The organism is Kitasatospora sp. NPDC001660 (assembly GCF_053596725.1).
On record NZ_JBSFGU010000068.1, the window covers coordinates 1 to 26741 of the forward strand.

Here is a 26741-nt window from a genome sequence, read left to right on the forward strand (position 1 = left end):
CGGCCGCCGACGAGGTCAGCCCAACCGGCCGAGCCGGTTCCCCCCTCCCTGTCACAAGCCCCGCCGACAGCGGTGCTCCTGCGATCACGAGGACAGTTCCTCGATCACCGGTTTGACCAGGTTGATCAGCTGCGCCGCCTCGATCCGCACCGTCCGGTCGGCCCGGCCGCTGCCGCAGTAGACGACGTCCATGCCGGCCACCGAGGCGTCGAAGACGACGGTCACCCCTGGGCGGTCGCACACCGGGCTGGCGCCGCCCGGTTCCATGCCGAGCAGGCCGAGCTCCTCCGGGTCCGCCTGGCGCAGGCTCGAACGGGACACGCCCGCCGCCCGGGCCAGCCGGCCGTAGTTGACCCGGCCGGTGACCGGCAGCGCGGCGAGCACGAAGGTGCCATCCGCGGTCCTGAACACCATCGTCTTCAACAACTGTTCGGTGGCCAGGCCGAGTTTGGTCTCGGCGTCGTGCCGACCGACGATCGGCACGTGGTCCAGCACCGTGAACGGCACGCCGGAGTTGCGGAGCACCTCCTCGGGCGACAGGACCACATCGTCACGCACTGACTCTGACATCTGTCTCCTCGTCAGTCTGGAGGCTCCACGGTACCGTCCGTGGGCCACTCCGCGTACCGCCGGAGACCGTACAGCAGCGGAGTGTCTCCGGAGCCGGCGAGGAAACGGGTGCGGAGCACCCGCCCGAGCACGACGGTGTGGTCGCCGACCCGCTGCGTGCTCTCCACCCGGCAGTCGCCGACCGCGAGCGCGGCCTCCCGAAGGTGCGGCCCTCCCGCCAGCTCGGGCACGTGCCACGCCGTTCGCAGGAACCGGTCCGGATCGCCCGAGGAGAACAGCTCCGCCACGTACCGGGCCGCGTGGTGCAGGAAGTTGACACTGAAGGTGCCCGTCTCGGTGAGCGCCCGCAACGTGGGACTGCCGCTGCGGACGCACACCAGCAGGGTGGGCGGATCGAGCGAGACGCTGCACAGCGACGAGCAGGTCATGCCCCACGGCCGGCGGTCGGCATCCAGCGCGCCGATCACCACCACCCCCGTGGGAAACAGGGACATCAGACGTCGGAACTCCCGTTCGCCGGCGGGTACCCGGTGCACGGCCGCATCAGGCGTGGTCATCCGGCAGCAACTCCTTGGTGCTCTCGGGAAGGGACGGTGCCCCGCGGGGCGCCGCCCCGGGACGAGCCACCCCCACGAAACGCCACCGCTCCAGCAACTCCAGCGCGGGGCCGGCGCCGACGGTGGCGAGCAGTGCCATCAAGGCCACGGTGAGGAACAGGCCGGGCGTCAGGATCCCGGCCGACAACCCGGCCTGCAGCACCGCCATCTCGGTCAGGCCCCGAGTGTTCATCAGCACGCCGAAGCGCAGAGCCGTCCCGTGGGACAGCCCCGCGGCACGCGCGCCCGCCCAGCCGCCGCCCACCTTGGTCACCGCCCCCAGGACCAGCACGACGGCCAGCGTGGCCCAGGAGAATCCGGCGAGGCCGTGGGTGCTGATGGTGAACCCGGTGGTCACGAAGAACACCGGCACCAGCAGGAGACCGAGCGCGGTGACCCGCTCCACCGGCCGGCTCCACACGTCGCGTTCCCCGCCCCGGGGGACGGCGAGCCCGACCAGTACGGCACCGTAGATGGCGGTCAGCCCCGCGCGTTCGGTCCCCAGGGCCGCACCGACCGCCGCCGCACCCAACAGAACTGCCGCGACGGCCGGCCACCTGCGGCACAGCGCCGTCACGGCCCGGTGCCGCAGCGCCGCACGCGCCGCCACGGCCGCCACCGCACCGAGGACGAGCACCACGACCGTGTCCACCAGCCGCCGGCCGCCACCCGAAGCGGCGACCAGCGCGGCCGCCAGCACCACCCACGTGACGGCGTCGATGGAGACGGCCGTGAGGACGGACAACCGCCCCTCCTGCGAGTCGAGCAGCCCTCGGTCGGCGAGGATCCGCACCAGCACCGGCACGGCGGTGACCGCCAACGCGGCGGCCAGCATCAGGACGAGCGCCGCCGCAGGAGCACCCCCGCGCTCCCCGGCGTCGTCCCTCCACACCACCCACCAGGCCAGCAGCGCCCCCGCCCCGAGCCCGGGCACCAGGGACGCCACCAGCAACCAGGTGTAGGAACGCCGCGTCACCTCGCCCGGACGCGGCTGCACGCCGTGCCCGATGCCGGCCAGGTACAGCGCCAGACCGGCCACCCCGATGGTGTGCAGGTGCGCCGTCACCGGCCCCGGCAGCACCGCCGCGGCGACCCGTGGCCCGGCCACCGCGGTGAGCAGCGGCACCACCACCAGACCGACGGCGATCTCCCCGACCACGGGGGGCTGGCGGAACAGCACCGCCGTGCCGCGCGCCAGGTGCGCCGCCACGAGGACGACGGCCACGATCGCCGCGGCCTGGAGCAGGGCCGTCATCTCAGCGCAGCCTGGACAGGTACTCGGCCTGGCTGGGCAGCGTCTTCAGCAGCGCCTGCGCCTGGTCGCGCACGCGGGTCAGTTCGTGCTGCGCCCGGGCGGCGTCGAAGAGGTCCAGGGCCGGCGGATGGTGCAGCGGGATCCCGCCGAGGCCGAGGGCCATGCACACGTACGAGTAGGGCTCGAAGGCGTGGTAGTACGGGTAGGTGGTGTCGTTGTCCGGGAGCTTGCCCTGCCACTGCTCCAGGCGCCAGGCCATGTCGTCGGGAACCGCACGCCGCTTGGCGTCGCGCCAGTAGTCGTTGTCCGCGCGGGCGGCGCCCCGGTAGTGCAGGATCAGGAACTCGCGCACCCCCTCGATCGCCCTGGCGACGCTGAGGTTGTAGCCGTCCCGCAGCACGGTCTCGCGGTCCGTGCCGGGGAAGTACCGGACCAGCTGCTCGATCGCGTGCTGGATCAGGAAGATGCCGGTGGACTGCAGCGGTTCCACGAAGCCGGCGGACAGCCCGATCCCGACGCAGTTGTTCACCCAGGCTCGCCGGCTGCGCCCGATGCGCATCCGGATGTGGTTGGCCTCCAGGTCGTCCGCCGCGGGGCCGACGAATTCGCGCAGCACGCGCTCGGCCTCCTCCGGCTCGCAGTAGTCCGCGGCGTACACGTAGCCGGTGCCGATGCGGTCGAGCAGGGGGATGGTCCAGATCCACCCGGCGTCCTGGGCGGTGGCGGTCGTGCAGGGCCGGATCCCCTCGACGGCGCTGTCGACCGGTACGCGCAGTGCCACCGCGCGGTCGTTGGGCAGGGCGTCCTGGAAGGAGACGAACGGCTCTTCGAGGGCCTGTCCGAGCAGCCTGCTGCGGAACCCGGAGCAGTCCACGTAGAGGTCCGCGCGCAGCTCGCCGTGCTCCTTGGTGACGAGGTGGTCGATCCAACCCCGCTCGTCCAGGCGGACGTCCACCACGTCGTCGATGATCTGCCGCACTCCGCGCTCGACCGCGTAGCGGGACAGGAAGTCGGCGAGCAGCGAGGCGTCGAAGTGGTAGGCGTACGGGAACTGGGTGTTCTGCTCGGCGAGGGTCGTCCGGTAGGGCTGGCGGTCCGGGTCCTCCGCGAAGTCCTGCTCGAAGAGCCGGCCGTCGAGGTGGCGGGGTGAGGCCTTGGCGTCGCAGAGCCAGGGGATCAGGAAGCAGTCGTGGTCGAAGCGTTCGGTCGGCCGCAGCCGCTGCCACCAGTCGGTGAGTGGCACTCCGTCGACGATCCGCATGCGTTCGAAGGGGTGGTAGAAGACGTCGCCCGGTGCCCGCCAGTCCTCCAGGCGCACCGCGAGCTTGTAGGTGGCGTTGCATTCCGGCATCCAGTCCGACTCGCTGAGGCCCAGGTAGTCGAAGAAGTGCCGGACCGTGCTGAAGGTCGCCTCCCCCACGCCGATCGTGCCGATGCGCCGGGATTCGACGACGGTGACGTCGATGTTGCTCCCGAAGGCCGCCCGAAGATAAGCGGAAGCCATCCAACCGGCTGTCCCGCCGCCCAGTACCACAACACTCTGCTTCATACCTTGGACCCTAGATCGCGACGCGGTGCGGTGTCCTCGGCAGTTCGGGGGGATTGCTCGGGGTTTGCTCGCCCAAGGTACTAGGTCGAAGTAGTGGGAAAACCGCGGACACATGACTTTGGAATATGGCAGAAAGTCGCGACTGGTCGCGCAGCGCACGGGAGAGGATGACTACTGCTGTTCGAATCTGTCGATCCGCGCCGGGAGAACGCATGCGACCAGTCGGTTCCACGGAAGCGCCGACGGCAAAGAGCGGGGATCTGGCCGGGTCCGCCGACAGAAGGCTGAGGATCTTCCTGGTCGACGACTCCAGCCTCGTGCGCGTCGGACTGATCCACGTTCTCCGCGACCACCCCGACCTCACCCTGGCCGGCAGCAGCGCCGAGAGTTCCACGGCCGTGGAGGCGTGCCTCGACCCGTCGTTCGACGTGCTCGTCGTCAACGCCTCCTGCCGGTCGATCGACGTGGCCCATCTGGTGCACCGCGCGGCGCACTTCGCCGAGAGCGGTGCCTCCAGGATCCTGCTGCTGGCCGGCGACGCCGACGACCGGATCTGCTCGGAAGCGGACACCCTGGGCGCCGGGGGAGTGGTGTTGGCCACGGAGGCCCCGGAACACCTGGTCTCCGCCCTGCGGCTGGTGGCCCGGGGCTACCGCGTCTGCGCGCCGGGCAGCCGAAGGTCTTCCGGAGCGTCGCCGCGCGACCGCTCCGCCCGCCACCAGCTGCTGGACCTGCTGACGCTGCGCGAACGCCAGGTGCTGGAGCTGCTGGCGCGCGGAATGAAGAACGCCGAGATCGCCACCGAACTGGTGGTCAGTGAGAGCACGGTCAAGACACACGTGCAGAACCTGCTGCTCAAGCTGGGCCTGCGCAACCGGGCCAGCGCGGTGGCGGTCGCCTACGAACTGGGCATCAGCCGGACCGGGCGGGCGAGTTGAGGACGGGGAACCCGCCGGCCCGTCGACTCTGCGGGACTGTCGGACGGACCCTCAGTGGCGATCGCTGAGCGCCAGCCGGACTCCCAGGCCGACCATCACCACTCCCGACGCGCCACCGATCCACGCCAGGCGCCGGGGCGACCCGGAGAGCCAGTTGCGGGCCGTCCCGGCAAGGACGCCCCACGACGCATCGGAGACGAGGGCGACCAGCACACAGATCGCTCCGAGGAGCAGCAGCTGGACGGTGACGTTCCCCCCGGAGGGTTCGACGAACTGCGGCAGCACGGCGGTGAAGATCAGCAGCCCCTTGGGATTGCTGATACCCACCACGAACCCCTCGCGCAGGATCCGGGCCGTGCCCGCGGCCTCCGGCCCGGTCTCGTCCGCCGCGCCCAGCAGGTGGCGGTGGCGCCACGCCTGAACGCCCAGGTACACGAGGTACAGCGCCCCCGCGAACTTGATGACCGAGAAGACGAGCAGGGACCGCTCGACGATGCTCCCCAGCCCGAACGCCACCAGGACCACCTGGACGAGCAGCCCCGCCTCGTTCCCGATCGCCGAGGACACCGCGGCCCGGCGCCCGAGCGAAATGCCCCGGCTGACGACGAACAGAACACTGGGGCCCGGCACGGCGATCAGCAGGGCCACCACGGTCAGGAACACGCCCAGACGATCCAGTCCAATCATGGGCTTAGGCTACCCGAGCGCTACCACTGTGGCTGAAGGTTTCGCATTTCGATTCCCGCACTAAAACGGCTGATCGGGAGCCGGCCCGCGCGCGACCGCTCGAAGCCGCGATGACGACACCGCTGCGCGGCGCAAGGGCGAGAACCGGCCGTTGCCGAAGGGACGGCACATCAGGAGATTTGCGAGGTCCTGATACCGGTGGGGTCATTGGGGCTCATGTGTTCCGGCCGTCATCGCGATTTCCGCTCGGGCTCGCTTTCCGGATCGCTTTCCATCGTGTGCTCGGCCCCGGCGACGACCAGGCGGCTGTCCCCGGTGACGAGCGCGGCCGGGTTACCGCGACACGCACGGCATGCCACCGGACGAGGACACCACGTGGGACGTGGCGATCGACCTTCACGGGCTCTACAGCGGCCGGAACCACGACGAGTTCGGCTGCCTCTTCGGCGTCCGCAACTTCGCCGGCTTCGAACCGCTCGCCCCGGATCGAGGAGGGAGCGTGGGACCCAGGCGGTTGGTGAGGATCTCGCCGAAGCCGCGCACGTGTCGGGCAGCAGTGTCCAGTTCGGGGCAGCGGGCCAGGACGTCCTTCAGCGCGGTGCGTTCTTCTTCGCTCAGACCCGAATCCGCAGGTAGTGGCCGACGGCCAGTCAGTTGATCTCCGTGCTGGCCGTCCGTGCCGTTGCGCTGTGTCGGGGCAGGCATGTGGCCCGGCTGTCGTGCCGGGTGGGCGGCTTTAGGCCGGCAGCGCGCCCCACATCCACATCGCGTCGACCTGGTGCGATGCGGAGGGCAGGTGATTCAGCCCGGCTCGATGACCCTGGTGCCCTCGGGCCAGCCGGACGGCACGTAGTCCAGCAACGCGGCCTGCCCGTTGGGGTAGTCGACCGCGTCGGTCCAGTCCTCAGGGGCGAGCAGGCCGCCGCCCTCGCCCGCGCGCAGGACGACGACGACGTGAAGGCCGTGATCGGCCAGGCCCTCGCCGACTACTTCAACGGCGGCCCCTACGGCGGGTTCACCGCCGACGACTTCGGCTTCGACCCCGACGACTTCGACCTGAACTGGGGCCTCGGGGTTCGGGCGCGGTTCCCGGGCGGGGGCGGGCCGGTGGCGGCCCGCCCCCGCGGGGTGTTCAGCGGGCGCTGCCGAGGTTGCGGTCGTGGTCGGCGCCCTCCAGCAGGAGGGTGGTCTCCTCGATCCGGCGGAAGCGGCCGTCGGGGGCGAACTCGGCGAAGAGGTAGACCTCCATGCGGACGGTGGAGCCGTCGGTCTTGGTGATGGTCATGGTGTGGCGGTCGGCGTAGCGGTGGCCGTTGACGAGTTCCTCGTGGACCTCGACGGAGCCGTCGGCCACGACCGTGCGCAGGTGGGCGATGTGGGCCAGGAACTGCTCGCGGTCGTCCCAGCGGCCGTCGGTGCGCTGGCGGTAGTCGGGGGCGAAGTGGCGGTCGACGGCCTCGTGGAGGTCCAGGCCCGGGGTGAGGAGCAGGTCGTCGAGGGCGGTGGCGATGTCGGTGTGGCGCACGGGATTCCTCCGGAAGGGGGTGGAACGGATCGTAATGCGTGCCTCAAGCACGCATCTCACGCTACATGAAAAGCGTGCTCGGCGCACGCTAATCTGAGGGGGTGACGAATCCGACCGGACACCAGATCGCCGAGGCCCTGGGACTGCTGCTGCGGCGCAGCACCCGCACCGGGCTCCACGCCCAGCTGACCGACGGCCTGGGGGAAGCCGTCGACGAGCTCACCTACCCCGTCCTGAGCGGCCTGGCCCGCACCGGCCCGTGCAGCGCCGCCGACCTCGGCCGCGAGATCGGACTGGACCGCACCACCGTGACCCGCCGTGCCGACCGGCTGGAGGAGGCCGGCCTGCTGCGCCGCGAGGCCGACCCCGCCGACCGGCGCGCCACCCTGCTCGTCCTCACCGGCTCCGGGCACGACGCGGTGCGGGCCACCCGGGACCGCCTGGCTGCCCGCATCGAGGACTCCCTCGCCTCCTGGCCGGCCGCCGACGCCGAGGTCTTCGCCGGGCTGCTGCGGACCTTCGTGGACGAGGGGCCGTTCCAGGACTGAAGTCCTCGGCGCCGAGGTTCCGAGCCTGGGCCTTGGGTCCGGGCCCGGGCCCGGGTTCCATCAGGCCCGGACCTCCGGGGCCGGGCCGGCGGGCGCCGGACGGCCGACCGGGACCGCGTGCCGGGCGAGCAGGGCGCGCAGCGCGTCGGGGTCCGCCGTCCCGCGCTTGGCCAGGATGAGCAGGCAGGAGCCGCTGCGGTTGAGCACCACGAACAGGTGCTCCGTCTCCACGAAGCCCGACAGCGTCGCCCACGCCCGGGTCTGGGTGCCGCACTGGTCGGTGACGGTCACCCCGGCGCCGTCCACCACCACGGTGCGGGGCCCGCCGCGCCGGGTCACCCGGCGGTGCGCCGAGGCCGCCTGCAGCCGCGGGGCGTACACCGCCAGCGCCACCAGGGCGACCGCCATCACCATGTCCGGGGCCCCCGCCTCGCCGTCCGCCAGTTTCAGCGCGCCGCCCAGCAGCGAGACCGCCGCCGGGACCCACCAGACCACCCGCACGGCCCGGCCCACCGTGGCGTGCCGGGCCTGGGCCGCGAAGGCCTCGCGGAAGTCCTCGCCCGTCGGCGTGTACGCCAGTTCCATCCGCCCCTGCTCCACCGCTGCTCCCTTGATCCACTTTTCGGTGCGCGGATGCTAGCAAAGGGTTCGCAAAGCGGTGCGTCAGGCCCCCTGCCGGCCGGGCCCGTGACCAGTGGCTCTCCACGATCCCGCAGTCGTACGCCGTCACCGCGGCCGAGCGGTACCCGTGCTCCACCAGCCAGGGGCCGAACACGTTGCTGCCCGCCCCCGCGAAGCCGGGGTTGACGGACGGAGGCCCCTGCGGCGAGTTCACGGCCAACGACTTCGACTTCGACCCCGACGACTTCGACCTGGACTGGCCCAGCACCATCGCCCAACTGCCCTACCAGGGAACCTGGTTCATGATGGAGCGCAGTCGGGCTACGGCAGCTGCACCCCGCCCTAACCCGCCCCGGGCCAAGCTCGACCGCGACTGGACCACCGAGGACTCCCACCCGCTGCCCGCAGGCCGCCAGCAGATCGCCGACGCAGTCCTGACCGCCCCGGACGGCCGCGTGCCGGTCCTTCTGGTGGGGGTCGACCTCCACAACGGCGACAACGCCAAGATCGCCCGCAAATTCGACGGGTAGTTGGGAGGTGTCCTCGGCGAAGGTGGTGGATTGTTCACGGTGGCGACCTTGATCCGACGGATCTCGGTGCGGCCGTGACCGGTGCCGCGGGTGTGTCCCTGGAGCGGGATGTCCTTCCAGGGCAGGGACTTCAGCTGCTTGCGCAGCTTCTTCGTTGGTTCCCCTTGACGATCGCGATGCAGTGGGCCCGGGGGCCAAGAAGGTAGCCGGCATGCTCGCGCTGGGTGTGCAGCGCGTCGCTGGTGACGACCATCCCGGCGAGGTCGGCGACGCTGTCCAGCAGCGGCTGGAAGCGGCTGGTCTCTCCGTTCTTCTCGCCGACGTCGAGCCGGGCCAGGACCAATCCGGTGGTGTGCTCCACCGCGGCGAGCAGATGGATCTTCCGCCCGCAGGCCTTCGCCGCGCCGCGCAGGCTCTTGCCGTCCACGGACAGTCCACGCAGTCCGGAGCCCGCGGGCCGGCGGTCGGCCGGCCAGCCACCCACCGCCTGGTCCAGGGCGTCGCCGTCGATACGCGCGAGCAGCCGACGGACCATCGCCTCGGCCGGCACCAGCCGCCTGGGCAGCACGGAATCGGGGCTCCGAGCTGCTCCAGCACCTGCGGCGGGACGTCCGCGATCCACTCACCGACCGCCGGCAGCGAGGTCGCCCCGGCCGGCACCGCGCACGCTGTCAGGGCGAGGACCACGGCCAGCGCGTGCCGCACTCCACGCGGATCACGGGGTCCGGCACCCGGGCCAGCCGCTCCAGCAGACCAGGCACCTCCCCAGCAGCCGCCTCGGGCTGCTCGCGGAGCTGGTCATGGGCAGTCGGAATCGGGATGATGCGTCGGCAGGTACGGTCTTCCACTCGGGTCACGGGGCGTGGAGAACTCCATGATCTTGGAAGCCGTGCCTGCCTTCTTTACGCCCGCCGCTTCGCGCCCGCGTACGATCACCAGCCGTCGCCGATGAAGTGAGGCTGGATCGATGCCCCGTACCCCAACGCCGATACACCTGACCGCTGTCACCCTGGCCTTGACCGCTCTGCTGGCTTGCGCAGCCTGCGCTGGACAGACCAATGTCGTGCCGTCCGCTCCCGTGTCGTCCGCTCCCGTGTCGTCCGCTCCCGTGTCGTCCGCTCCCGTGCCGACGAGTGCCGCCGCGTCCGCCGTCGCCGCAAGCCCTCCGCCGAGCTCGGGCCGACCGGACCAGCAGCAGCTGGACACGGCCGCGGACGCGGTCTCACGTCTCGGCGGCTCTTACCGGGATGTTTTCACGGGCCTGGTGGTGGACGTTCCGGACGGTCGCGTCATCGTCTACCGGAAGCCGGGCGGTGGCGGCTTCGACGCCGCCCTCGCCCACCTGGGTCTGGGCGTGCCCGTGGACCTGCGCGACGCACCGCGCTCGATCAGCGAGCTGGCCGCCACCCGCAACCGTGTCACGGCACTGATAGGGCACACGAGCGACTACAGCATCGTCATGGTGGGCGACGGCTCGGAGGTGAGCTTCACCCGCGGCGTGGTGGAGGTCGGGGTCAACGGAAATCTGGCCAGCGCACAGGCAGACCTGCGCGGCCGCTTCGGTGACCGGGTCACCGTCTCAGTCGCCGAACCGCTCTCGGGCTGACGGGACTCTCCGCCCCGCGTTCGGCTGTCAGAGCTGCACTCCTCGACCCTCTGTGATCACAAACCGGACGCCATCCGACTACGCCGAAGCCCTGCCTCCCCGAACATCTCCAAGAGCTGGGTCGACACCGGCTTCAAGAATGCCGTGTCGAGCACGGCGCCACTCTTGGCATCGATGTCGAAGTCGTCCACCGCAAGTCCGACATCCCCGGATTTCTCATCGTGAAAAGGCGGTGGGTGGCGAACGAAGCATGGGGTGGATCATGTCGCGGCGACGCCTGGCCGGCGACTACGAGAGTCTCCCGGCCAGTTCCGATGCCGTGATCTACATCGCTTCGATCGACAACCTCACCAAGCGCATAACGGGCGAGACCACACCAACCCGGCGAGGTGCGTGCTAGAACATAAAGGGCAAACTAGTCACTTCAAGCGCTCTCTGAGGCCGCGTCAAAATCCACCGGCGTTACTTGATCATTTCCGTCAATAGGATTACGTAGCCAGGGACTTGCCCTGGCGACTGATCCGAAGTGGATGAAGTGACCAGAAGACTACTCAAGTCGTCAGCTTTCCTGATATTCCCTCTGCTGCTGACCCTGCTCTCCCCGGTCCGAGCCTTCGCCGACACGCTGTCGGTCTGGGTCCAGTCCGGTTCGGACCGGGTGTTCTCCTCGACGCCCGTGCCCGCCGCGCCCGAGACGGCCATCATGCTCTACGCGGCCCGCGGCGAGACCCAGGCGGCGCAGATCGCGCTGCGCTCGGGCGCGGGAGCGACCGGGGTCACCGTGGTGCCTGGCGACCTCACCGGCCCGGCCGGCGCGGTCATCCCGGCCGCGGACATCACCGTGAACCGGGAGTACAACCACCCGAACGTCCCCAAGGACCTGACCGCCAAGAACCCCTCCGAGAACCCGCCCGACGGCGGGAACAGCTACTACGACTCCTTCTACGGGAACGATCCCTTCCAACTCGCCGCGAATCTGACGCAGCCGTACTTCTACAGCGTCGCGGTCCCTGCGACGCAGGCCCCGGGCACGTACGCGGGCACGGCGACGGTGCAGAGCTCGGCCGGTTCGGTCGTCGCCGTCCCGGTGCAGGTCGTCGTCTACCCGGTGACCCTGCCGCCGGCCAACCAGTCGACCTTCAAGATGGACAACTGGTTCGGCTCCGCGGGCTGGGACTTCCTGGGCACCGTCCAGGCGATCCCGCTGCAGTACGGCGTCACCCAGTTCGACCCCAACTGGTGGAAGGTGATCGGCAACATCGCCACCGACCTCGCCAAGCACCGGAACAACGTGATCCACACGGACTTCCAGGGCCTGGCGATCCCGGACACCACCACCTGGGACGCCAACGGAAACCCCGTCCTCGGCTGGACCACCTTCGACCGCTTCGTGCAGACCTTCATCGACGCCGGGGCCCTGCAGTACATCTACACCCCGCACATGATCCGCGGTGACGGGACCCACCCGCTGCTGTCGGAGCTGCAGAACGACGGCACCGGAAAGGCCGTGCAGGTGCTGGTCCCGACCGGCAGCACGCAGGCCACGACCTACCTGGACTCGGTCTTCGCCCAGCTGAAGGCGCACCTGGACAGCAAGTGCCTCGACCAGACGCCGACCTGCGCGCCCGGCCGGCACTGGAGCGACGTCCTCTACATGAGCGCGGTCGACGAGCCGGGCACCCAGGCCCAGACCGACGCCGCCACCTGGCTCTACGGGCGGTTCCACCTCCGGTTCCCGAACGGCCTGACCAACGAGGCGCAGGCGGTGGTCGAGCCCGCCGACCACCCGAGCCTGTCCACCCTTACGCCGCTGCTCGTCGCGGGCGCCTACGACAAGAACGCCGGCTACCTGCAGAGCCAGCGACTGGCCGGCAAGGACCTCTGGCTGTACACCAGCGGTGGCATGGACCAGGACGTCAACCGGCTGATCAGCCAGCCGCTCTCGGAGACCCGGCTGCTGCCCTGGATGGTCACCAGCGTCGGCGGCGACGGCTTCCTGCACTGGGGCTACAACTACTGGGTCGACACTCCGGACGGGCTCCACTTCACCGCCACCGACACCTTCAACGGCGGCAGCAGCGGCGACCCGTTCCTGGTGCGCCCCAACAAGGCCACCTACGGCATCTACGACAGCCTCCGCAGCGAGGCGCTGCTGGCCGGCACCCAGGACGGCGAGCTGTTCCGCCAGCTCGCCGCCACCAAGCCGGTGGCCGCCCGGACGCTGCTCAACACGGTGATCACCAACACCTCCACGTACGACAAGTCCGGCGCCGACCTGGACCAACGGCACAAGCAGCTGCTGGACGCGCTGGTCGCGCCCGGCGGCGACCTGCGGCTGCCGTTCAAGGACGACTTCAGCTCGGGCGTGGACGCCAACTGGCGGCACACCGCCGGCTCCTGGTCGGTGACCGCGGACCACGCGTACGTGCAGAGCAGCACCGACACCAGCACCTGGGACGTCGTCTCCGCCGTCGCGGGCCGGGCCTACGGTGACCTCGCGGCGGGTGCGGACGTCCAGATCACCGGGGTGAACGCCACCGACGGCGGCAACAACAACTGGGCCGGCGTCACCGTGCACAGCCTCAACCCGACCGACATCGACAGCGGTTACCTGATCGCAATCCGCAACACCGGCCAGGTCTTCGTCTACCGCAGCGGCAGCACGCTCGCCACCGGCCAGATCCCCGGCTACACCGCGGGCCGGCTGGTCCACCTGCGGGTGGTCGCCAAGGGCGGCACCCTGCAGGTCTACACGGGCAGCGGCGACCCCCTGCTGACCGTCACCGACAGCGGCTTCCCGGTCGGCAGCTTCGGCCTGGCCACCGGGGGAGCGAGCGCCCGGTTCGCCAACGTCCGGATCAACCCGATGGTCAACCCCGTGGAGGGTGCGAGCGTCTCGGTCTCCACCGCCTACCAGGCGGACGGCTGGAGCCCGCAGGCCGCGGCGGACGGCAGCCGCAACTCCACCGCCGACTCGATGGGTTGGAGCAGCGCGCGCAACACCACCGCGGCCAGCACCGAGTGGATCCAGGAGGACCTCGGCGCGGTCACCCCGCTCAGCCGGATCGACCTCTACCCGCGCAACGACGGCGCCAACACCGGGCTCGGCTTCCCGGTGGACTTCAGTGTCCAGATCTCGCCGGACGGCACTAACTGGACCACGGTGGCCGCCCCGACGGGCTACCCCCGCCCCGGCGCCGGCGCCCAGTCCTTCCCGTTCGCCACCACCGGCGTGCGCTACATCAAGGTCACCGGCACCAAACTGAGCGCCGACCAGTTCGGCGGCTACTACATGCAGCTGGCCGAGATCGAGGGCGTCGGCGGTGATCTGGCGCTCGGCCGCCCGGTCAGCTCGTCCAGCTCGGTCGAGGACTACTGGGCGGGCTGGGTGCGCTCGGTCGCCACGGACGGCGTTCTCGCCTCCAACCTGTCCTACTCGATGGGCTTCAGCAGTTTGGGCGGGACCACCCAGCACCCGGAGTGGGTCTCGGTGGACCTGGAGGGCACTGGTCCGATCAGCCGGGTGGACCTCACGGGCCGCACCGACGGCGCCAACACCGGACTGGGCTTCCCGGCGGACTTCACCGTCCAGGTCTCGGTGGACGGCACCAACTGGACCACTGTCGCCAGTCGGACCGGCTACCCCCGACCGGACGCCACGGCCCAGAGTTTCAGCTTCGCTCCCGTGACGGCCCGTTATGTACGGGTCGCCGCGAGCAGTCTGAGCGCCGACCAGTACGGGACGTACTACCTGCAACTCGGTGAGATCGCGGTGGGCTGACCGCGGGCGCCGCCGGCGCGGTGCTCGATGCGGTTGCAGCCCACGCTGAACTGGGACTTGGGCACTGCCGGGACGTAGCCGACGCCGGACTGTTCCAGCAGCCGACGGAAGCGCCCTTCCTGTCCGTAGGCCGAGTCCGCGGTGACCGACCTGAAGGAAGAGGTCTTCGAGTTCGTGCTCCCAGGTCTCGGCTGCAGGCTCGTTGATCACGACGAGAGGCTGCCCCGCCGCTGTCACTACCAACGCCGGCTGCACACGATCGTGGGGCGGTCCCGTGAGGACCGCCCCTGATGGGGCACCAGCCCACCACACTCCACCGCGCAGGCCTCTGAACAGGCAAAACGTCGAATTCCTGCTGGAGTGTGGCCAGTTCGGACTCCCCACTCGCGGCCAGTCGGTGGGGAGCCGACTGGCCGCGGATGTCACAACCCGTAGTCGCCAACGGAGTCGGTGTCCGGACCCGGCTGTCGGTCGCCCGGCTGGTTGCCGCAGGGCTCCACGGATGCTGATCCTGCAGGGCGGGCGGGACTATCAAGTCACCGTCGCCGACGACCTGGCACTCTGGCAGCGCGCGCTGGCACACCGGCCCGGTGTGACGATCCGGATCCACCAGGATGCCAACCACCTCTTCTTGCCCGGCAGCGGCCATCCCACCCCAGCCGAGTACGCCAGGCCTGGACATGTCGCCCCGGCGGTAGTCAACGAGATCGCGACCTGGCTGGCACGACATTAGGAGAACAGAGGGCCCCGTCCAGACCGATGCCGCCGAGCCCGGCACGATCACCATCGTCGACCACCGACCGCAGCATCACCAGGGCACTACGCCGGCGTCCTCGAAGAACTGCCCCGTCGGGCCGTCGTCGGGCAGGGTCGCGAGTTTGATGGCGATGGCCGCGCCCTGTTCGGGGGTGCGCACGCCCCGGAAGCCGTTGAGGTCGGTCGCGACGTAGCCGGGGCAGCCGGCGTTGATCAGGATGTTCGTGCCGCTCAGCTCCCGGGCGTACTGGAGGGTGACGGCATTCAGGAACGTCTTCGACGGCGAGTACGCCACGGCCACTGGACCTGTGGTCAGCTCACCAGCGGTCCCTGACTGCCGGGTGAGGGAGCCGACGCTGCTGGACATGTTCACGATCCGCGGTGAGGCAGAGCGGCGCAGCAGCGGCATCATCGCGTTGGTGACGCGGATGACGCCGATGACGTTGGTCTCCACGACCGTGCGGATGGTGGCGGGGTCGACGCGGGTGGGCTCCTGGGGCGTGCCGCCTGTGATGGCGGCGTTGTTGACGAGCACGTCGAGGCGCCCGGCCTGTTCCTCGATCAGCCGTGCGGCGGCTGTCGCGCTCGCGTCGTCGGTCACGTCCAGCGGTACGCCGAACGCGTCGACGCCAGCCGCGCGCAGTCTCTCCACCGCGGCCTTGCGACGCTGATCGTCGCGGGCGCCGACGCCGACGCTCCAGCCGAGGGCGCCCAGGCCTGCGGCGATCTCGTAGCCGATTCCCTTGTTTGCGCCGGTGACCAGCGCAATCGTTCGTTCGCTCATGGGGACCATGCTGCTCTCGGACCCCGGCGGGGGTCCAAGACCGATTGGGTGGGCAACGATACCTTCCAGGTATTGATCTGGAGTACCGTGGCCGGATGGAGACCAGGGAACTGCGCTACTTCGTCGCTGTCGCCGAAGAGTTGCACTTCGGGCGCGCCGCGCAGCGGCTCGGGATCGCGCAGCCGCCTCTGTCACGGGCGATCCAGCAGCTCGAACGCCGACTCGGGGCAGCGCTGCTGGATCGGACGAGCCGCACCGTCAAGCTGACCGAAGCCGGCTCGGTGCTGCTGGTCGAGGGCCGGGCGGCCCTCGACGCGGTCGAAGCGGCCGAGCGCCGGACCCGCCGCGCCGCCCTTCCCCCGACCGGCCGTCCCGGCCTGGTCCTGGTCACGAAGGCCAGCGCGTCCCGCGAACTGCTGGCGAAACTGCTGGACGCGTACGCCGCCGAACCCGGCGCGGTCCCCGTCGACGTCATCCTGTGCGGCCCGGCCGAGCAGGAACGACTTCTGCGCGAGGGCCGGGCCGACGTGGCGCTACTTCACCGGCCGTTCGACTCGACGGCCGGATTCCACACCGAAGAACTCAGCACGGAGGGCCAGGTTGTGGTCCTGCCGGCCGGGCATCCGCTCACCGTCCGGACCCATGTGCACATGGCCGACATCACCGGGCTGCCCGGCCTGCCCCTGCCACGCTGGCCCGACCCCGACGGCACCTACCCGCCCGGCCCCGGCCCGCAGGTCCGCGACCACGCGCAGTTGTTGCAGCTCGTCGCGCTCGGCCGTGCCTGCGCGGTCTCACCGGAGTCGTGCCGAGCTCAACTGCACGGTGACCTCGCCGCCGTGCCCGTGCTGGACGCGCCGAAAGTCACCACCGTGATCGCCTGGCCGCCGCACAGTCGGTCCAGAGCCGTCGCCGACCTTGTCCGGACTGCGACCCGTCTCCGGTAGTTCCAATTCGCCTGGCCAGGTTCCACCTATCGTGTCCCGGCTCAACCACTCACTGTGACGGAGGTCGGCGAGCCGCCCCGCCGACGGCCCCGCCCTCCAGGCGAAGCTGGGCCGGGGGCCGGGAACCACGACCGCCAGGGCGCCCGGCTTGGAGCCCCGGCTGGGCACACGAGATCTCCGCAATTTGCCGATTGTCTCCTCAACTGCCGGGGGCGCGGGCTAGCGTTCCTCCTTGGCATCGCACTGAGCGGTGTCGAGGAGGGGAGAGAGGCGGACATGAAGTCTCTTGCCAGAATGGCCCGTTGGGGCGGGGCGGTGGTCACTGCGGGGGCCCTGCTCGTCCTGGTGAGCGGGGCCGCCGAGGCCGCCGGGCCGGTGGCCGGCAGCGAGGCGACCATCGCTGTGGGCCTGACGCGGGCGGTGCCGGTCGTCAGCCCGGACGGCACGCGGGCCTACGTCGCCACGGACGGTGAGAATCGGACCCTCCACGTCAAGGCGGTCGACACCCAGACCGACGAGATCGTCGGGCAGGTCCAGGTGGGCTACGACAACTGGCTCAAGGGCCTGGTGCTCAGCCCGGACGGCGCGCAGCTCTACCTGTTGAACATGAACACCCTGACCGTGGTCGACGCCGCCTCGCTCACGGTGACCGCCTCGGTCACCGTGCCCGACCAGCCGAGGCCGGACACCTGGGTCGCGGGCGAGACCGGCTCGCTCGTGCTCAGCCCGGACGGATCCACCCTCTACGTCTCCCAGGACGGGCCGCACGGCTTCCGCGCGCTGGGCAACGGCCGGGTCCTGACCTTCGACACCACGCACCGGGCGTTCACCGGCTCGGTCGAGGTCCCGACCGTCTGGGCGCACGGGCTGACGATCCGGCCGGACGGGCGCGACCTGTTCGTCGGCGGCAGCTCGGGCGTGATCCACTTGAACACGGCCGGCCCGGTGCCGGCCGTCGTCCGCACCATCCCCGGCACCGCCACGTCGATGGGGTACGACCTGGCGCTCACGCCGGACGGCCGCCGCCTGCTCGCACTCAGCGTCGGCGCCGGCCAGGGCGAGCTCATCGACACCGCTACCGACACCGCCACACCGCTCACCCCGGCCGGCAACTGGGCGAAGTACACCCTGCGGCCCGGCCCGGACGGCACCCGCTTCTACGTCGCCACCGCAAGTACCGACATCGGCCCCTCCGTCGTGGCCCTCGACGCCGCCACAGGCGCGACCGTCCCGGCCGAGACCGTGAACGGGCTGGACGAGGACTGGGTGACCGGTATCGCCGTCGGCCCCGACGGCCACACCCTCTACGCCGGCGGCTACGTCCAGGACACCAATACCACCGCCAACCTGCAGATCATCCATTTCTGAAGGGTCTGGCATTCCGCGCCGGGCAGTCCCACCCCAAGACGGGCTGCCTGGCACAGCGGCCCGCCCCAGCGCGGCCAGGCCTCCCCGGTCGGGACCCTGGCATTGTCCCGGCCGCCTCGGTCACCGCCCTGCTGCGCGGGATCGCGGCCAGCTGGACCGCCTGCCGGTGCGTCGATGCCGACGGCCAGGAGGCGGCGGCCGCGCACGCCGCCATCCTCACCGGCTACGCCGACCGGACCGCCGTGGCACGGCGCGGAGAGTGTCCCCGCCGAGTCGGCCAGCACTATCACGAGCAGGCCGGCAGCCGCGCACCAGTCACCCGATTGCCGCAGCCCGCGTGCGCCAGAAGGGTGACGCGGCGACCGTGGTACTGCGAGCAGACCGGATCTCCTGGCCCAAGCCAGGGAAACGACTGCCCAGGCAACAACCATGCAGTCAGGAACGCCACCGGGTTCCACCGCACGCTTGAAGGAGAACCTCGATGCGTACTGCAGCACGGGCCTCGGCGCTTGCCACCGCGGCCCTCCTCAGCATGGCGCTCGCCAGCCCTGCGGCAAGCGCGGCGACCACACTCACCCCTCAGAACAATGTCGTCAGACTCATGAACAAGGCCACCGGCTGGTGCCTGTACTACGACGGGAACGTGGTGAAGACAGCCACGTGCGGCAACACGTACACGGACCAGAGATGGAACGTCGAGTCGCTGGGAGGCGGCATCTACCAGCTCCGGAACCTCGACTACGGCACCTGCCTGTCCGGCTCCCCCTACAGCGAAGGCCAGAAACTGACGGCGATCAGATGCGGCGGCGCGGGAACCAGATGGTCCCCCAGCTACTCCCCCGCACCGGGTGCCACGGTCAAGTGGTCGGTGTCCGACGGCAGCAACACCAGGTGCATGGGCAGCAACTCCGAACACAACACCTACACGTGGACCTGCACCTCCAGCAACCGTCAGCAGTGGGAGCTGATGAACGCGTAACCGCCTCGTGATCCGGTGGCGTCACCAGCGCCGAGACGACGGCGAGTTAAGCCATCGCTACCCGCAGAAGCAGGGGCGACAGCCTGCACCGCGTGCTGCAAGCTGTCGCCCCCCTGCCAGTGGACCCGGCGGATCTTGCCGCCTGCCACAGCCTCATTCCACCGGTAGCCGAAGGCAGTCGGGACTCCCGCACGGTCGAGGCGGCGGCGTAGCGAAGGCTCGCGCCGCCGCTGAGTGCGGGCGCAGTGCCCGCCCGGTGGTCCGACTTCGGTGGTGGGCCGCTGACCTGCTAATATTCTCCTCGTCGCAAGGGAGATGATTCCTCCTCAGGCGTCAGCGGTGCTACCAGAGCACGTCCTACTTTCAGTAGGGAGAGTCCGTGCGACCCGGGCCTGGCGCTCCACTGTCGGGCGAGGTCCGGCACCCACCCGGGGTGCCGGACCTCGCCTGCGTTTGCGGGCCGTTCGCGCGGGAGATGCCGTTCCCGATCGGGAGAGGCGGAAACACGACGGGTCGCAGCCCCAGGCCCGCGCCAGTATCCAGCGGAACTCAGCCTTCCGCGACCGCCGACTCGAGCAGGGACAGCGTCTTGTTGTCCGCGTCCACGTGTGCACGGACGCCGAGAGGCAACGGCAGGTTCGGCGAGGTGTGACCGAAGTCGACCTGTGCGAGGACCGGGACGTCACGTCGAGCCAGGACATCGAGCACCACGTCGCGTAGATCTGCGCGGTCTCCGCCGCCCTCGTAGGGCGTGACCTCAGTCGGGATGCCGACCACCATGCCCGCGATCCGGTCCAACACACCGGACAGCCGCAAATTATGCAGGTCGCCCCAGATCCGCGAGACCGGCCGCTGCACCTCCTCCCAGAACAACAAGGCACCGTCGAACCGTTCGGCGGGCAGCGCGAACGGTGTCGCCTGCAGTTGGACCAGGCGGTTCAGCAAACCGCCGACCAGTGGTCCCTGCGCACGGCCCGGCCGCCAGGTTTCCCAAGCCCCCATTGCCGGCAGCACGCCCGGCGCCTCGGCCTTGGTGAGCACACGGGTGTAGAGGTCAACGAGCTCGGAGCGACGGGCCTCGTCGCCCAGCGTGTACCAATCGCTGCCGAATCCGTGGGTGGCGATGTCGGAGTGGAAGCCGACGAGGCCGGTCTTGGCGTGCAGCGCCATGTGCAGCAGCGAGATGTCGCTGTAGCCGAGGATCGGCTTCGGGTCGGCCCGGATCGCGTCCAGATCGATCAAATCGAGATAGCCGATGGTCGCCTGTCCACCGGTGTGTGCGACGATGGCCCGCACCTCCGGGTCCCGGAGCAGAGCATTGAGCTCGGCGGCCTGCTCCGCCGGAGTGCCCGACGCCCACCAGCGATTCTGCGCCGGGTCGACCATCGGGCTGACTCGCACGCGGAAACCCATCCGCTCCAGTATCGCCACACCGCGGGCGAGCAGTGGTTCCTCACCCGGCTCAAGCTGCCCCGAGGGCGCGGTAACGACCACGAGGTCGCCGGAACGGAGCGCGCGGGGCCGAAGGATCACGGGCATGGGGCCTCCTTGTTGATCAACAACGGCGAGCAACAAGGCCCGTGCCGCCGATATTCCGCCTCCCAGACGTGATCAAGCCGAGCCCCGGAACCCCGGCTGGGCCCACCGGCCGCCTCCACGCGGGCAACTCAGGAAAGGCAGGTGCCAATGAGCGGTGTGCATCGTGAAGTTGCAGGTCGCGCAGGCCTGGTGTGCGCGTGTATAGGTGTGCTCTCGCTGGTCGGCGGCTGGTGCCCGGGGTGAAGATCGTCTGACTGGGCGGCTGGCGGGGTTCTCGGATTTTGCCGCGCCTGCTGCGGGGGTCCGCCTGCCATCCGTCGCGGTGCGGATACGCCGCCAGGTCGCGGGGAGGGTGCGGGCCTGTAGGAGCTCGAACGGATCACAGTGCGCCGAAACGAGCTGGACGTACTCGCCGAGGAGTTGGGCAAGCAGCTTCAGGAGGTCCAGACGGAACGGGAGGGCTGGTGATCGCCGAGCGGGTCCTGCGGCGGCTGAGCAGGACCTGACTCGAAGCCGCACAACAGGCCCTCAGCCAGTTCCCGCGCCGCAAGGCCAGGAACCGGACCGCCAACCACCAGCGGGCGGTTGAGAAGGTCGCCGAGCCGCACCGCAAGGTCCGCCGTCAACGTCTCGACCACGCCCACAAGACCGCCCTCGGCCTCGTCCGCGAGCACGACTTCATCGCGCACGAAGACCTCAAGATCCGCAACATGGTCAAGGCTCCCGCGCCGAAGCCCGACCCCGAACAGTCGGGCACCTTCCCGCCCAACGGCGCGGCCGCCAAACCGGACTGAACAAGTCCATCTCCGACGCCGGATGGGGGCTGTTCCTGACGTTCCTGCACGCCAAGGCTGAAAGCGCCGGACGGGAAGTGATCGCCGTGGACCCCCGCAACACCTCCCGCACCTGCCCGCCCTGCGGGCACGTCGCAGCAAAGAACCGACCTACACAGGACACCTTCCACTGCGTCAGCTGTGGTCACAAGGCACACGCTGACACAGTGGGAGCCGTCAACGTTCTACGGGCCGGGCTGGTCCATCGCAACGCCCAGAAGGGTTAGCGAGAAGCCCCCGGCTTCAGCCGGGGGAGGAGTCACCAGTGGGACAGGACTCAGGCCGAGGCGTCCTCCGCCTCGCGGAACTCGCGGAACTCCTGGTAGGCCGAGTCCGACGCGGGCAGCAGGCCGGCCCGGACCATCGCCGCGCCGAGTTCCACCCGCCGCTCGGGGTCGGGGCACTCCAGTCCGAACTGGATGATCTCCGCGACCACCTCCGTCGTCCCGGCCAGGAAGATCGAACCGCTGTCCACCTGGTAGAACCAGGCCTCGTACAGCGGCACTCCGTCGGCCATCACGTCCCAGAGCTCGCAGAAGGCCAGCACCCCCTCGTCGTCGCCGTCGGCGGACAGCCGCCGCTCGGCCGGCAGGTTCTCGCCGTCATAGCGCCTGCCGCTCAGTACGACCTGCTCCGCCTGGACCGGGGTGAGGGAATCCGCCGACGTGATCGGGCGGCGATTGGTGAAAACAGCCATGCGCGGAACCTACCAACTCCCACTGACCGTGGTCGTGTCCACCTGGTGACGAAATCTCCATGTGCTGATGTTTCGTCGGAATTAGGCGAGGCCACCCCGGAACTGTCCCGGCACCACGAGAGCGACCTCGCGGCGCTGGCCCTGCCAGACCCCCCCACCCGCCCCGCCGGTCGGGTCGGCGAGGCCGTTGCCGGGTGCGGCGCAGTCGCGCCAGGTGAGCCGGTGCCCCCGGGTCCATCCTCGGGATCGACCTGATCCCGGGGATGGACGGGACCAGGGCCAGGCTCAGCAGAGCCACCAGTTCCCTCGGGCCTCTCCCGCGGGCTCTGGTGCCGGGCGCGGGTGGGATCCTCGCCCGGCCCGCAGCGGGAGGTCATGCGGTGGCGTGATCCACCCGTGGCCTGTGGCCGGCCGCAGGCTGTTCAGGCAGGCGGGTGCTTCGCCGACGGTGCCGCGCCTGGAGTGAGGAGTCCTGCGGCCATGGCGGCGATCGCGGCGTCCAGGCGGTCGCGCGCGTCCTCCGGCATGGCGGCCAGCCGCAGCGGGCGGGCGGAGATCAGCGAGACCAGCAGCCAGGCTGCCGCAGCGGGGTCGGCGTCCGCACGAATGTCCCCCGCCGCCTGGCCGTGGCGCAGCGCGTCGGCGAGCGCGTCGGCGATCCGGCACACCGCGGCCTGGCCGGCCTGCGCGACGGCCGGTTCGGCGATGGGGGCCACCGAGTCGGCGAACAGGACGCCGAGCGAGCCCTGCGCGTGCAGCTGGTCGAGGTGAGCGGGGGAGAGCGCCTCGGCCACCAGGACGGCGACGGGGATCCCGGCGGCCACCGCGTCGGCGAGTTCGGCGCAGATCCGGGTCGCGGCGAGGTCGACGACGGCGGCGAACAGGGCAGCCTTGGAGCCGAAGTTCTGGAAGACGACCGGCTCGGTGACGCCGACCTGGGCGGCGATCTCGGAAACCTTGCCGCGCTGGTAGCCGCGTTCGGCGAACACCCCGATCGCCGCAGCGAGGATCGAGGCGCGCCGGTCCTCGGCGCTGAGGCGGGTGCGGCGCGGCTTGGCAGGCGTGGGCGAGGTCACCCCGTCATCGTAGACGGCCCTTGCCAAGGAAACTTAGTGGCGACTAAGGTCAGTGTTCTTAGTCGTCACTAAGTTTGGAGAACGGCATGGAACTGGCACGCCTGCTGCACGGGGACCCGCAGAGCGACACCGACGGCATCACCATCGCCCACGGCCGGGGCTACGAGCTGTTCGGGACCGTCGCCTTCGTTGGCCGCCGCAACCACGTCTTCACCCGGCTCGCCGAGATCAGCGGTGCCCGCCCCGGCGACCGCGCTCTGGACCTCGGCTGCGGGACCGGCTACCTCACCCAGCGCATGGCCAGGGTCGTCTCCCCCGCGGGCACCGCGCTCGGCATCGACCCGTCCGCCCAGGTCGTCGAGCACGCCCGCAAGCTGGCCGCCAAGCAGCCCAACTGCACCTTCGAGCGCGGGATCGCCGAACGGCTCGACGCAGCCGACGACTCGTTCGACGTCGTCGTCAGCAGCCTGATGGTCCATCATCTCCCCGCCCCCGTACGCCCGCAGGCGGTGGCCGAGATGTACCGGGTGCTGCGCCCGGGCGGACGCCTGATGATCGCCGACTTCCGGCCCCCCAAGGGTCGCGTCGGCCGCCACCTGGTCGGCGCCGTCACCGGACCTGCGATGGAGAACAACCCGATCGACCTGCTGGAGGGTCTGGTCCGCGACGCCCGCTTCGACGAGGTCAGCGCCGGGGACCTGCACCCGTGGATCCGCTACGTGACCGCTGCCAAGCCCGCCACCCGCGGGGCCGCCGGATGAACCGCCAGCCCGCTGGCCCACGTGCGGTCCGGCTCGCCGCGATCCCGCTGGCCGTGGCCGGCCTCGGCGTGCACCTGTGGCTCGGCACCAAGGTCGGCCTCGTCATCGCCGCCGTCGGCCTGCTGGCCCACCTCGCCGCCGGCCTGCTCGGCCGCCGCTGGCTGCGCCGACGCGACGGCGCCGGGTCCGCCCGAGTGACCGGCCACCAGCACTGACCGCCCCGGGCCGGTCGCGGCGGGAACGGCGACCGAGGCCAGTTGTGGGTCCGGGCCCCGCGCGGGGATCCGGATCCACGGCGTACCGAGTACAGGGTCTCCGCCGTGCGGCTTGCTTTCTGCACATGTGCCCACCATCGGACCTTGCCCCGGACAGTGCCGTAACAGCGTCCCTCCGTCGACCGCGTATCCTCGCCGACCTCCCGGTTGGCAGCTGTGGTCGCGATGCCGACGCATCATGGACACCGCCCTGCGCGAGTCGCTGAAGGCGCTTCGGCTGTCCGGGATGCTGGAGACCCTGGACGCGCGGCTACATCAAGGGCGGAACGCGTGGCCCTCGATCCCGACGGGCCGCGGCCGCGGCGGAGGCGGCCGCGAGGTGGGACCAGCCGGTGTACGCCACGGCCGTCCCCTTGTCCGCCTGGCACCTGCGTCACGCCGCGGCACACCTGGTGGCGGCGGGGGAGGGGGCTACGGCCGGTGCGGCATCAAACGGCCCGACGTTCCTGCCGCCGCAGCGTGTGGCGCCAGGTGACGGCCCGGTGCCGGGGCCGCGACCGAGCCGGTGATCGGCGGTCAACCTCTGGGGGCACTGCCGCTGTCACCTGGGCGGGTGACGACCGGAGCGGTGAGCATCCGGTGGGCGACGGTGAGCCTGTCAGTGGCGCCCGGTTGACTGAGGCCATGGCCGACACTACCGATCACCTGCACCATGTCGACGCCCTGCTGGGCCGCCCGGGGCCGGGCACCGCCCGCCTGTCGGCTGACGGCGATCTCACTGCCGCGCACCGGCGCCTCGTTGAGGCGCTGCGCCCGCGCTGGGGGTCGTCGCGCAACCTCGCGACCGGTGGCTTCGTCGACCCGACCCTCGATGACGACCGTGGGTTGCCGCTGGCCGCCCCGTTCGCCGGGCGCCTGGTCGAGCTGTGCGGGTGGGTGGTGGGTGAGCGCTGGATCGGCTGTGGGATCGTCCAGGACGACGGCGGTGCGCCGTACCTGGTGGCGGTGACGGCTCACCGGGCCGACCCGGCGACGGCCTGCCTGCGCCAGGCGGCTCCTGAACCGACACCGCCAGCCTTGGATAGGGTCAACCGCACAAATCGCCTGGAGAGCGTCATATGACAACACCGCAGCCCCCGTTCACTACCGGCCCCGTGCCCGGCAGCGCCTACAGCACGCCTGAGGGGCAGCCGTACACCCTGCCGGCACCGCCCGTACCCGGCGGGCACCCGGGACCGGTCCCCACAGGCCAGGCCTGGCCGCCCGCGTGCCGCGCATGCGGGGGCGGGCCTGCCGTGCCGTTCCGCGTCAGGTCCCACGTCGGCGCGCTCATCGTGATGAAGTTCGAGCGCCTGGACGGACCGTTCTGCCGGTCCTGCGGTATAGCCGTCGTCCGGCAGATGACCACCAGAACGCTGTGCCTGGGCTGGTGGAGCCCCTTCTCCCTGGTGCTGTGCAGTCCGTTCACCCTGCTGTGGAACCTCGTCGGCTACCGGAAGTTCAGCAAGCTCCCACCCTCGACGCCCGCCCCGGGACGTGCCGGGATCGACCCGGGCCGACCGGTGCTTCGCCGCCCCGTAGCGTATGTGGCGCTGATTCCCGCGATCTGGGTCATCGGGTTCGTCGTCTCCGGGATCGTGCTCCACACGTAAGCCCTGGCAGCCCCAACCACAGCAACCGGCCGTCCGACGGCCATCCGCGTCGACCCCCGCTACCGGTTCCGTCGTACCGACGAGACCCGAGCGGAAATACCGCTCGCCAGGGCCCGGCCGGGCTTGGTGGTCCCGGCCGGGCCCTGCCGGCCTACCCCGTACCGCAGACGCTCCGCCACGCGGAGCACCGGGCATCACCTTCCGCTGCGCAGCATGTGGCCGCGGGGCGGGCGGCAGTTGTGGTTTGGCCGACGCTTTGGCGGGGCCGGAATTCTGTTCAGCATGGGTTCGATCGGCACCGTGCAGTTCATCCGCACCGGCGCCGGTACCTGGACGAAGCCGGACGACACCTACTGGGCGAGCATCGCCGGTAGGGAGGGCGGCGGTCCGCAGAGGGACGTTGTTCCCGGCGGGATGAAGCAGGTCGATGACGGCCGTGCCTATCGCTTCGGGGGTGACTGGTCGAAGCAGCTTCTGGAGTGAGCCCACGAACATGGTCGACGGCCAGGTCGGGGCGCTACTGGGGGTCCTCAGACGGCTGGAGAACGCGGAGGGGTGACCCCCGACTCCGCTCATAGATGTGGTGTCGACATGGGTCCACCGCCCCGTGGGCTGGTGGTGACGCCGCGTTCCCGCGGCTGTCGGTACTGGCACCTACAGTGATCCGCACAGATGGCGACCCGCTGTGCAAAACACCGCCGCTGGCCGCTGCGCCACCACCGTCGTCGAGGAGCCACGGACCGTTGGGGTACCACACCGAGTTCACCGGCCGGATCGATGTCGTGCCGCCGCTGAACGAGTCCGAGCGGACATATCTGCGGAAGTTCGCCCGAAGCCGCCGGATGGACCGGGACACCGGCCCCTACTTCGTCGGCGGGCGCTACTACGACCCTCTCGACCGCACAGGATGGCAGGAAGACAGCGACGT

Annotated in this window: 26 protein-coding genes and 6 pseudogenes; 18 read left to right on the top strand and 14 right to left on the bottom strand. The window is 70.6% G+C overall.

What is annotated here, in order from left to right:
• Nucleotides 1–84 precede the first annotated feature (84 nt).
• From ACWCXH_RS36730 to ACWCXH_RS36745, 4 genes are read right to left on the bottom strand one after another with little or no spacing between them, the layout of a single operon-like run.
• On the bottom strand, nt 85–570 hold the full coding sequence (locus ACWCXH_RS36730; protein ID WP_449805849.1) for an aminoacyl-tRNA deacylase: 486 nt from the start codon (nt 568–570) through the stop codon (nt 85–87).
• Between the two features lie 11 nt (nt 571–581).
• On the bottom strand, nt 582–1127 hold the full coding sequence (locus ACWCXH_RS36735) for a flavin reductase family protein (RefSeq protein WP_449805850.1): 546 nt from the start codon (nt 1125–1127) through the stop codon (nt 582–584).
• Nucleotides 1114–2421, bottom strand: coding sequence for a cation:proton antiporter (locus tag ACWCXH_RS36740; RefSeq protein ID WP_449805851.1), 1308 nt, complete (start codon nt 2419–2421; stop codon nt 1114–1116). Before ACWCXH_RS36740 ends, ACWCXH_RS36735 begins: the two co-directional genes overlap by 14 nt.
• Before the next feature lies 1 nt (nt 2422).
• Nucleotides 2423–3970 carry a tryptophan halogenase family protein gene (locus ACWCXH_RS36745; RefSeq protein WP_449805852.1) on the bottom strand — a complete coding sequence of 516 codons (1548 nt, stop codon included), beginning with the start codon at nt 3968–3970 and terminating at the stop codon, nt 2423–2425.
• A 212-nt stretch (nt 3971–4182) separates the two neighbouring features.
• On the opposite strand from ACWCXH_RS36745, the gene ACWCXH_RS36750 reads away from it, so the two are divergent.
• The gene (locus tag ACWCXH_RS36750; RefSeq protein ID WP_449805853.1) at nt 4183–4908 is read left to right on the top strand and encodes a LuxR C-terminal-related transcriptional regulator; all 726 of its coding nucleotides are present in this window, start codon (nt 4183–4185) and stop codon (nt 4906–4908) included.
• Nucleotides 4909–4959: 51 nt separating this feature from the next.
• Here the strand turns inward: ACWCXH_RS36750 and ACWCXH_RS36755 are convergent, their stop codons facing one another.
• Both ACWCXH_RS36755 and ACWCXH_RS36760 read right to left on the bottom strand, forming a co-directional pair.
• Nucleotides 4960–5595, bottom strand: a complete 636-nt coding sequence (locus ACWCXH_RS36755; RefSeq protein ID WP_449805854.1) for a LysE family translocator — start codon at nt 5593–5595, stop codon at nt 4960–4962.
• A gap of 1132 nt (nt 5596–6727) precedes the next feature.
• Complete coding sequence (locus tag ACWCXH_RS36760; RefSeq protein ID WP_355676710.1) at nt 6728–7120, bottom strand: nuclear transport factor 2 family protein; 393 nt, start codon at nt 7118–7120, stop codon at nt 6728–6730.
• Between the two features lie 101 nt (nt 7121–7221).
• Here ACWCXH_RS36760 and ACWCXH_RS36765 point away from each other — a divergent pair, with 101 nt between their 5' ends.
• Nucleotides 7222–7668, top strand: a complete 447-nt coding sequence (locus ACWCXH_RS36765; RefSeq protein ID WP_449805855.1) for a MarR family winged helix-turn-helix transcriptional regulator — start codon at nt 7222–7224, stop codon at nt 7666–7668.
• A gap of 60 nt (nt 7669–7728) precedes the next feature.
• On the opposite strand, the gene ACWCXH_RS36770 is transcribed toward ACWCXH_RS36765, so the two are convergent.
• Nucleotides 7729–8253 (bottom strand): YcxB family protein, encoded by a 525-nt coding sequence (locus tag ACWCXH_RS36770; RefSeq protein WP_449805856.1) that lies wholly within the window; start codon nt 8251–8253, stop codon nt 7729–7731.
• 218 nt (nt 8254–8471) lie between these two features.
• On the opposite strand from ACWCXH_RS36770, the gene ACWCXH_RS36775 reads away from it, so the two are divergent.
• Nucleotides 8472–8819 (top strand): hypothetical protein, encoded by a 348-nt coding sequence (locus ACWCXH_RS36775; RefSeq protein ID WP_449805857.1) that lies wholly within the window; start codon nt 8472–8474, stop codon nt 8817–8819.
• A gap of 130 nt (nt 8820–8949) precedes the next feature.
• Here ACWCXH_RS36775 and ACWCXH_RS36780 read toward each other — a convergent pair whose 3' ends face one another.
• On the bottom strand, nt 8950–9387 hold the full coding sequence (locus tag ACWCXH_RS36780) for an ISAs1 family transposase (protein ID WP_449805858.1): 438 nt from the start codon (nt 9385–9387) through the stop codon (nt 8950–8952).
• A gap of 74 nt (nt 9388–9461) precedes the next feature.
• A pseudogene (locus ACWCXH_RS36785) lies at nt 9462–9524 on the bottom strand (hypothetical protein); the annotation flags it as partial.
• Between the two features lie 310 nt (nt 9525–9834).
• On the opposite strand from ACWCXH_RS36785, the gene ACWCXH_RS36790 reads away from it, so the two are divergent.
• From ACWCXH_RS36790 to ACWCXH_RS36800, 3 genes and pseudogenes are all read left to right on the top strand, one after another.
• Entirely contained in the window at nt 9835–10425 is a 591-nt protein-coding gene (locus ACWCXH_RS36790; RefSeq protein ID WP_449805859.1) for a hypothetical protein, read from the top strand.
• Nucleotides 10426–10524: 99 nt separating this feature from the next.
• A pseudogene (locus tag ACWCXH_RS36795) lies at nt 10525–10825 on the top strand (transposase); the annotation flags it as partial.
• 135 nt (nt 10826–10960) lie between these two features.
• A complete protein-coding gene (locus ACWCXH_RS36800) occupies nt 10961–14206 on the top strand; it encodes a discoidin domain-containing protein (protein ID WP_449805860.1) in 3246 nt (1081 codons plus the stop codon).
• A gap of 23 nt (nt 14207–14229) precedes the next feature.
• Here the strand turns inward: ACWCXH_RS36800 and ACWCXH_RS36805 are convergent.
• Nucleotides 14230–14352: pseudogene (locus ACWCXH_RS36805) on the bottom strand (IS701 family transposase); the annotation flags it as partial.
• A 356-nt stretch (nt 14353–14708) separates the two neighbouring features.
• On the opposite strand from ACWCXH_RS36805, the gene ACWCXH_RS36810 reads away from it, so the two are divergent.
• Entirely contained in the window at nt 14709–14939 is a 231-nt protein-coding gene (locus ACWCXH_RS36810; RefSeq protein ID WP_449805861.1) for a hypothetical protein, read from the top strand.
• Nucleotides 14940–15014: 75 nt separating this feature from the next.
• Here ACWCXH_RS36810 and ACWCXH_RS36815 read toward each other — a convergent pair whose 3' ends face one another.
• Nucleotides 15015–15746, bottom strand: coding sequence for an SDR family NAD(P)-dependent oxidoreductase (locus ACWCXH_RS36815; protein ID WP_404749104.1), 732 nt, complete (start codon nt 15744–15746; stop codon nt 15015–15017).
• A gap of 95 nt (nt 15747–15841) precedes the next feature.
• On the opposite strand from ACWCXH_RS36815, the gene ACWCXH_RS36820 reads away from it, so the two are divergent.
• The 3 genes from ACWCXH_RS36820 to ACWCXH_RS36830 all read left to right on the top strand — a co-directional run bounded on the left by ACWCXH_RS36820 (nt 15842) and on the right by ACWCXH_RS36830 (nt 19040).
• Nucleotides 15842–16693: a LysR family transcriptional regulator gene (locus ACWCXH_RS36820; RefSeq protein WP_449805862.1), complete on the top strand. Its 852-nt coding sequence runs from the start codon at nt 15842–15844 to the stop codon at nt 16691–16693.
• A gap of 276 nt (nt 16694–16969) precedes the next feature.
• A complete protein-coding gene (locus tag ACWCXH_RS36825; RefSeq protein ID WP_449805863.1) occupies nt 16970–18061 on the top strand; it encodes a DUF5074 domain-containing protein in 1092 nt (363 codons plus the stop codon).
• 481 nt (nt 18062–18542) lie between these two features.
• Nucleotides 18543–19040 (top strand): RICIN domain-containing protein, encoded by a 498-nt coding sequence (locus ACWCXH_RS36830; RefSeq protein WP_449805864.1) that lies wholly within the window; start codon nt 18543–18545, stop codon nt 19038–19040.
• A 549-nt stretch (nt 19041–19589) separates the two neighbouring features.
• Here ACWCXH_RS36830 and ACWCXH_RS36835 read toward each other — a convergent pair.
• Nucleotides 19590–20579 (bottom strand): S66 peptidase family protein, encoded by a 990-nt coding sequence (locus tag ACWCXH_RS36835; protein WP_449805865.1) that lies wholly within the window; start codon nt 20577–20579, stop codon nt 19590–19592.
• Between the two features lie 506 nt (nt 20580–21085).
• On the opposite strand from ACWCXH_RS36835, the pseudogene ACWCXH_RS36840 reads away from it, so the two are divergent.
• Nucleotides 21086–21639, top strand: a pseudogene (locus tag ACWCXH_RS36840) (RNA-guided endonuclease InsQ/TnpB family protein); the annotation flags it as partial.
• 50 nt (nt 21640–21689) lie between these two features.
• On the opposite strand, the gene ACWCXH_RS36845 reads toward ACWCXH_RS36840, so the two are convergent.
• Nucleotides 21690–22109 (bottom strand): hypothetical protein, encoded by a 420-nt coding sequence (locus tag ACWCXH_RS36845; RefSeq protein ID WP_449805866.1) that lies wholly within the window; start codon nt 22107–22109, stop codon nt 21690–21692.
• A gap of 422 nt (nt 22110–22531) precedes the next feature.
• The gene (locus ACWCXH_RS36850) at nt 22532–23185 is read right to left on the bottom strand and encodes a TetR/AcrR family transcriptional regulator (protein ID WP_449805867.1); all 654 of its coding nucleotides are present in this window, start codon (nt 23183–23185) and stop codon (nt 22532–22534) included.
• Between the two features lie 86 nt (nt 23186–23271).
• Here ACWCXH_RS36850 and ACWCXH_RS36855 point away from each other — a divergent pair, with 86 nt between their 5' ends.
• From ACWCXH_RS36855 to ACWCXH_RS36885, 7 genes and pseudogenes are all read left to right on the top strand, one after another.
• Entirely contained in the window at nt 23272–23946 is a 675-nt protein-coding gene (locus tag ACWCXH_RS36855) for a class I SAM-dependent methyltransferase (RefSeq protein WP_449805868.1), read from the top strand.
• A complete protein-coding gene (locus ACWCXH_RS36860; protein WP_449805869.1) occupies nt 23943–24161 on the top strand; it encodes a hypothetical protein in 219 nt (72 codons plus the stop codon). Before ACWCXH_RS36855 ends, ACWCXH_RS36860 begins: the two co-directional genes overlap by 4 nt.
• A 238-nt stretch (nt 24162–24399) precedes the next feature.
• A pseudogene (locus tag ACWCXH_RS36865) lies at nt 24400–24480 on the top strand (ATP-binding protein); the annotation flags it as partial.
• Between the two features lie 365 nt (nt 24481–24845).
• Nucleotides 24846–25283 carry a hypothetical protein gene (locus ACWCXH_RS36870; RefSeq protein WP_449805870.1) on the top strand — a complete coding sequence of 146 codons (438 nt, stop codon included), beginning with the start codon at nt 24846–24848 and terminating at the stop codon, nt 25281–25283.
• Between the two features lie 278 nt (nt 25284–25561).
• Nucleotides 25562–25813: a hypothetical protein gene (locus ACWCXH_RS36875; RefSeq protein ID WP_449805871.1), complete on the top strand. Its 252-nt coding sequence runs from the start codon at nt 25562–25564 to the stop codon at nt 25811–25813.
• Between the two features lie 282 nt (nt 25814–26095).
• Nucleotides 26096–26296: a hypothetical protein gene (locus ACWCXH_RS36880; RefSeq protein ID WP_449805872.1), complete on the top strand. Its 201-nt coding sequence runs from the start codon at nt 26096–26098 to the stop codon at nt 26294–26296.
• 260 nt (nt 26297–26556) lie between these two features.
• Nucleotides 26557–26741, top strand: a pseudogene (locus ACWCXH_RS36885) (hypothetical protein); the annotation flags it as partial.

Coding starts and splice junctions, on each gene's coding strand:
- ACWCXH_RS36825 (WP_449805863.1), top strand. CDS start 16,970: ATGAAGTCTCTTGCCAGAATGGCCCGTTGGGGCGGGGCGGTGGTCACT.
- ACWCXH_RS36810 (WP_449805861.1), top strand. CDS start 14,709: ATGCTGATCCTGCAGGGCGGGCGGGACTATCAAGTCACCGTCGCCGAC.
- ACWCXH_RS36870 (WP_449805870.1), top strand. CDS start 24,846: ATGGCCGACACTACCGATCACCTGCACCATGTCGACGCCCTGCTGGGC.
- ACWCXH_RS36830 (WP_449805864.1), top strand. CDS start 18,543: ATGCGTACTGCAGCACGGGCCTCGGCGCTTGCCACCGCGGCCCTCCTC.
- ACWCXH_RS36820 (WP_449805862.1), top strand. CDS start 15,842: ATGGAGACCAGGGAACTGCGCTACTTCGTCGCTGTCGCCGAAGAGTTG.
- ACWCXH_RS36740 (WP_449805851.1), bottom strand. CDS start 2,421: ATGACGGCCCTGCTCCAGGCCGCGGCGATCGTGGCCGTCGTCCTCGTG.
- ACWCXH_RS36745 (WP_449805852.1), bottom strand. CDS start 3,970: ATGAAGCAGAGTGTTGTGGTACTGGGCGGCGGGACAGCCGGTTGGATG.
- ACWCXH_RS36735 (WP_449805850.1), bottom strand. CDS start 1,127: ATGACCACGCCTGATGCGGCCGTGCACCGGGTACCCGCCGGCGAACGG.
- ACWCXH_RS36875 (WP_449805871.1), top strand. CDS start 25,562: ATGACCACCAGAACGCTGTGCCTGGGCTGGTGGAGCCCCTTCTCCCTG.
- ACWCXH_RS36730 (WP_449805849.1), bottom strand. CDS start 570: ATGTCAGAGTCAGTGCGTGACGATGTGGTCCTGTCGCCCGAGGAGGTG.
- ACWCXH_RS36855 (WP_449805868.1), top strand. CDS start 23,272: ATGGAACTGGCACGCCTGCTGCACGGGGACCCGCAGAGCGACACCGAC.
- ACWCXH_RS36880 (WP_449805872.1), top strand. CDS start 26,096: ATGGGTTCGATCGGCACCGTGCAGTTCATCCGCACCGGCGCCGGTACC.
- ACWCXH_RS36845 (WP_449805866.1), bottom strand. CDS start 22,109: ATGGCTGTTTTCACCAATCGCCGCCCGATCACGTCGGCGGATTCCCTC.
- ACWCXH_RS36815 (WP_404749104.1), bottom strand. CDS start 15,746: ATGAGCGAACGAACGATTGCGCTGGTCACCGGCGCAAACAAGGGAATC.
- ACWCXH_RS36835 (WP_449805865.1), bottom strand. CDS start 20,579: ATGCCCGTGATCCTTCGGCCCCGCGCGCTCCGTTCCGGCGACCTCGTG.
- ACWCXH_RS36755 (WP_449805854.1), bottom strand. CDS start 5,595: ATGATTGGACTGGATCGTCTGGGCGTGTTCCTGACCGTGGTGGCCCTG.
- ACWCXH_RS36770 (WP_449805856.1), bottom strand. CDS start 8,253: ATGGAACTGGCGTACACGCCGACGGGCGAGGACTTCCGCGAGGCCTTC.
- ACWCXH_RS36750 (WP_449805853.1), top strand. CDS start 4,183: ATGCGACCAGTCGGTTCCACGGAAGCGCCGACGGCAAAGAGCGGGGAT.
- ACWCXH_RS36860 (WP_449805869.1), top strand. CDS start 23,943: ATGAACCGCCAGCCCGCTGGCCCACGTGCGGTCCGGCTCGCCGCGATC.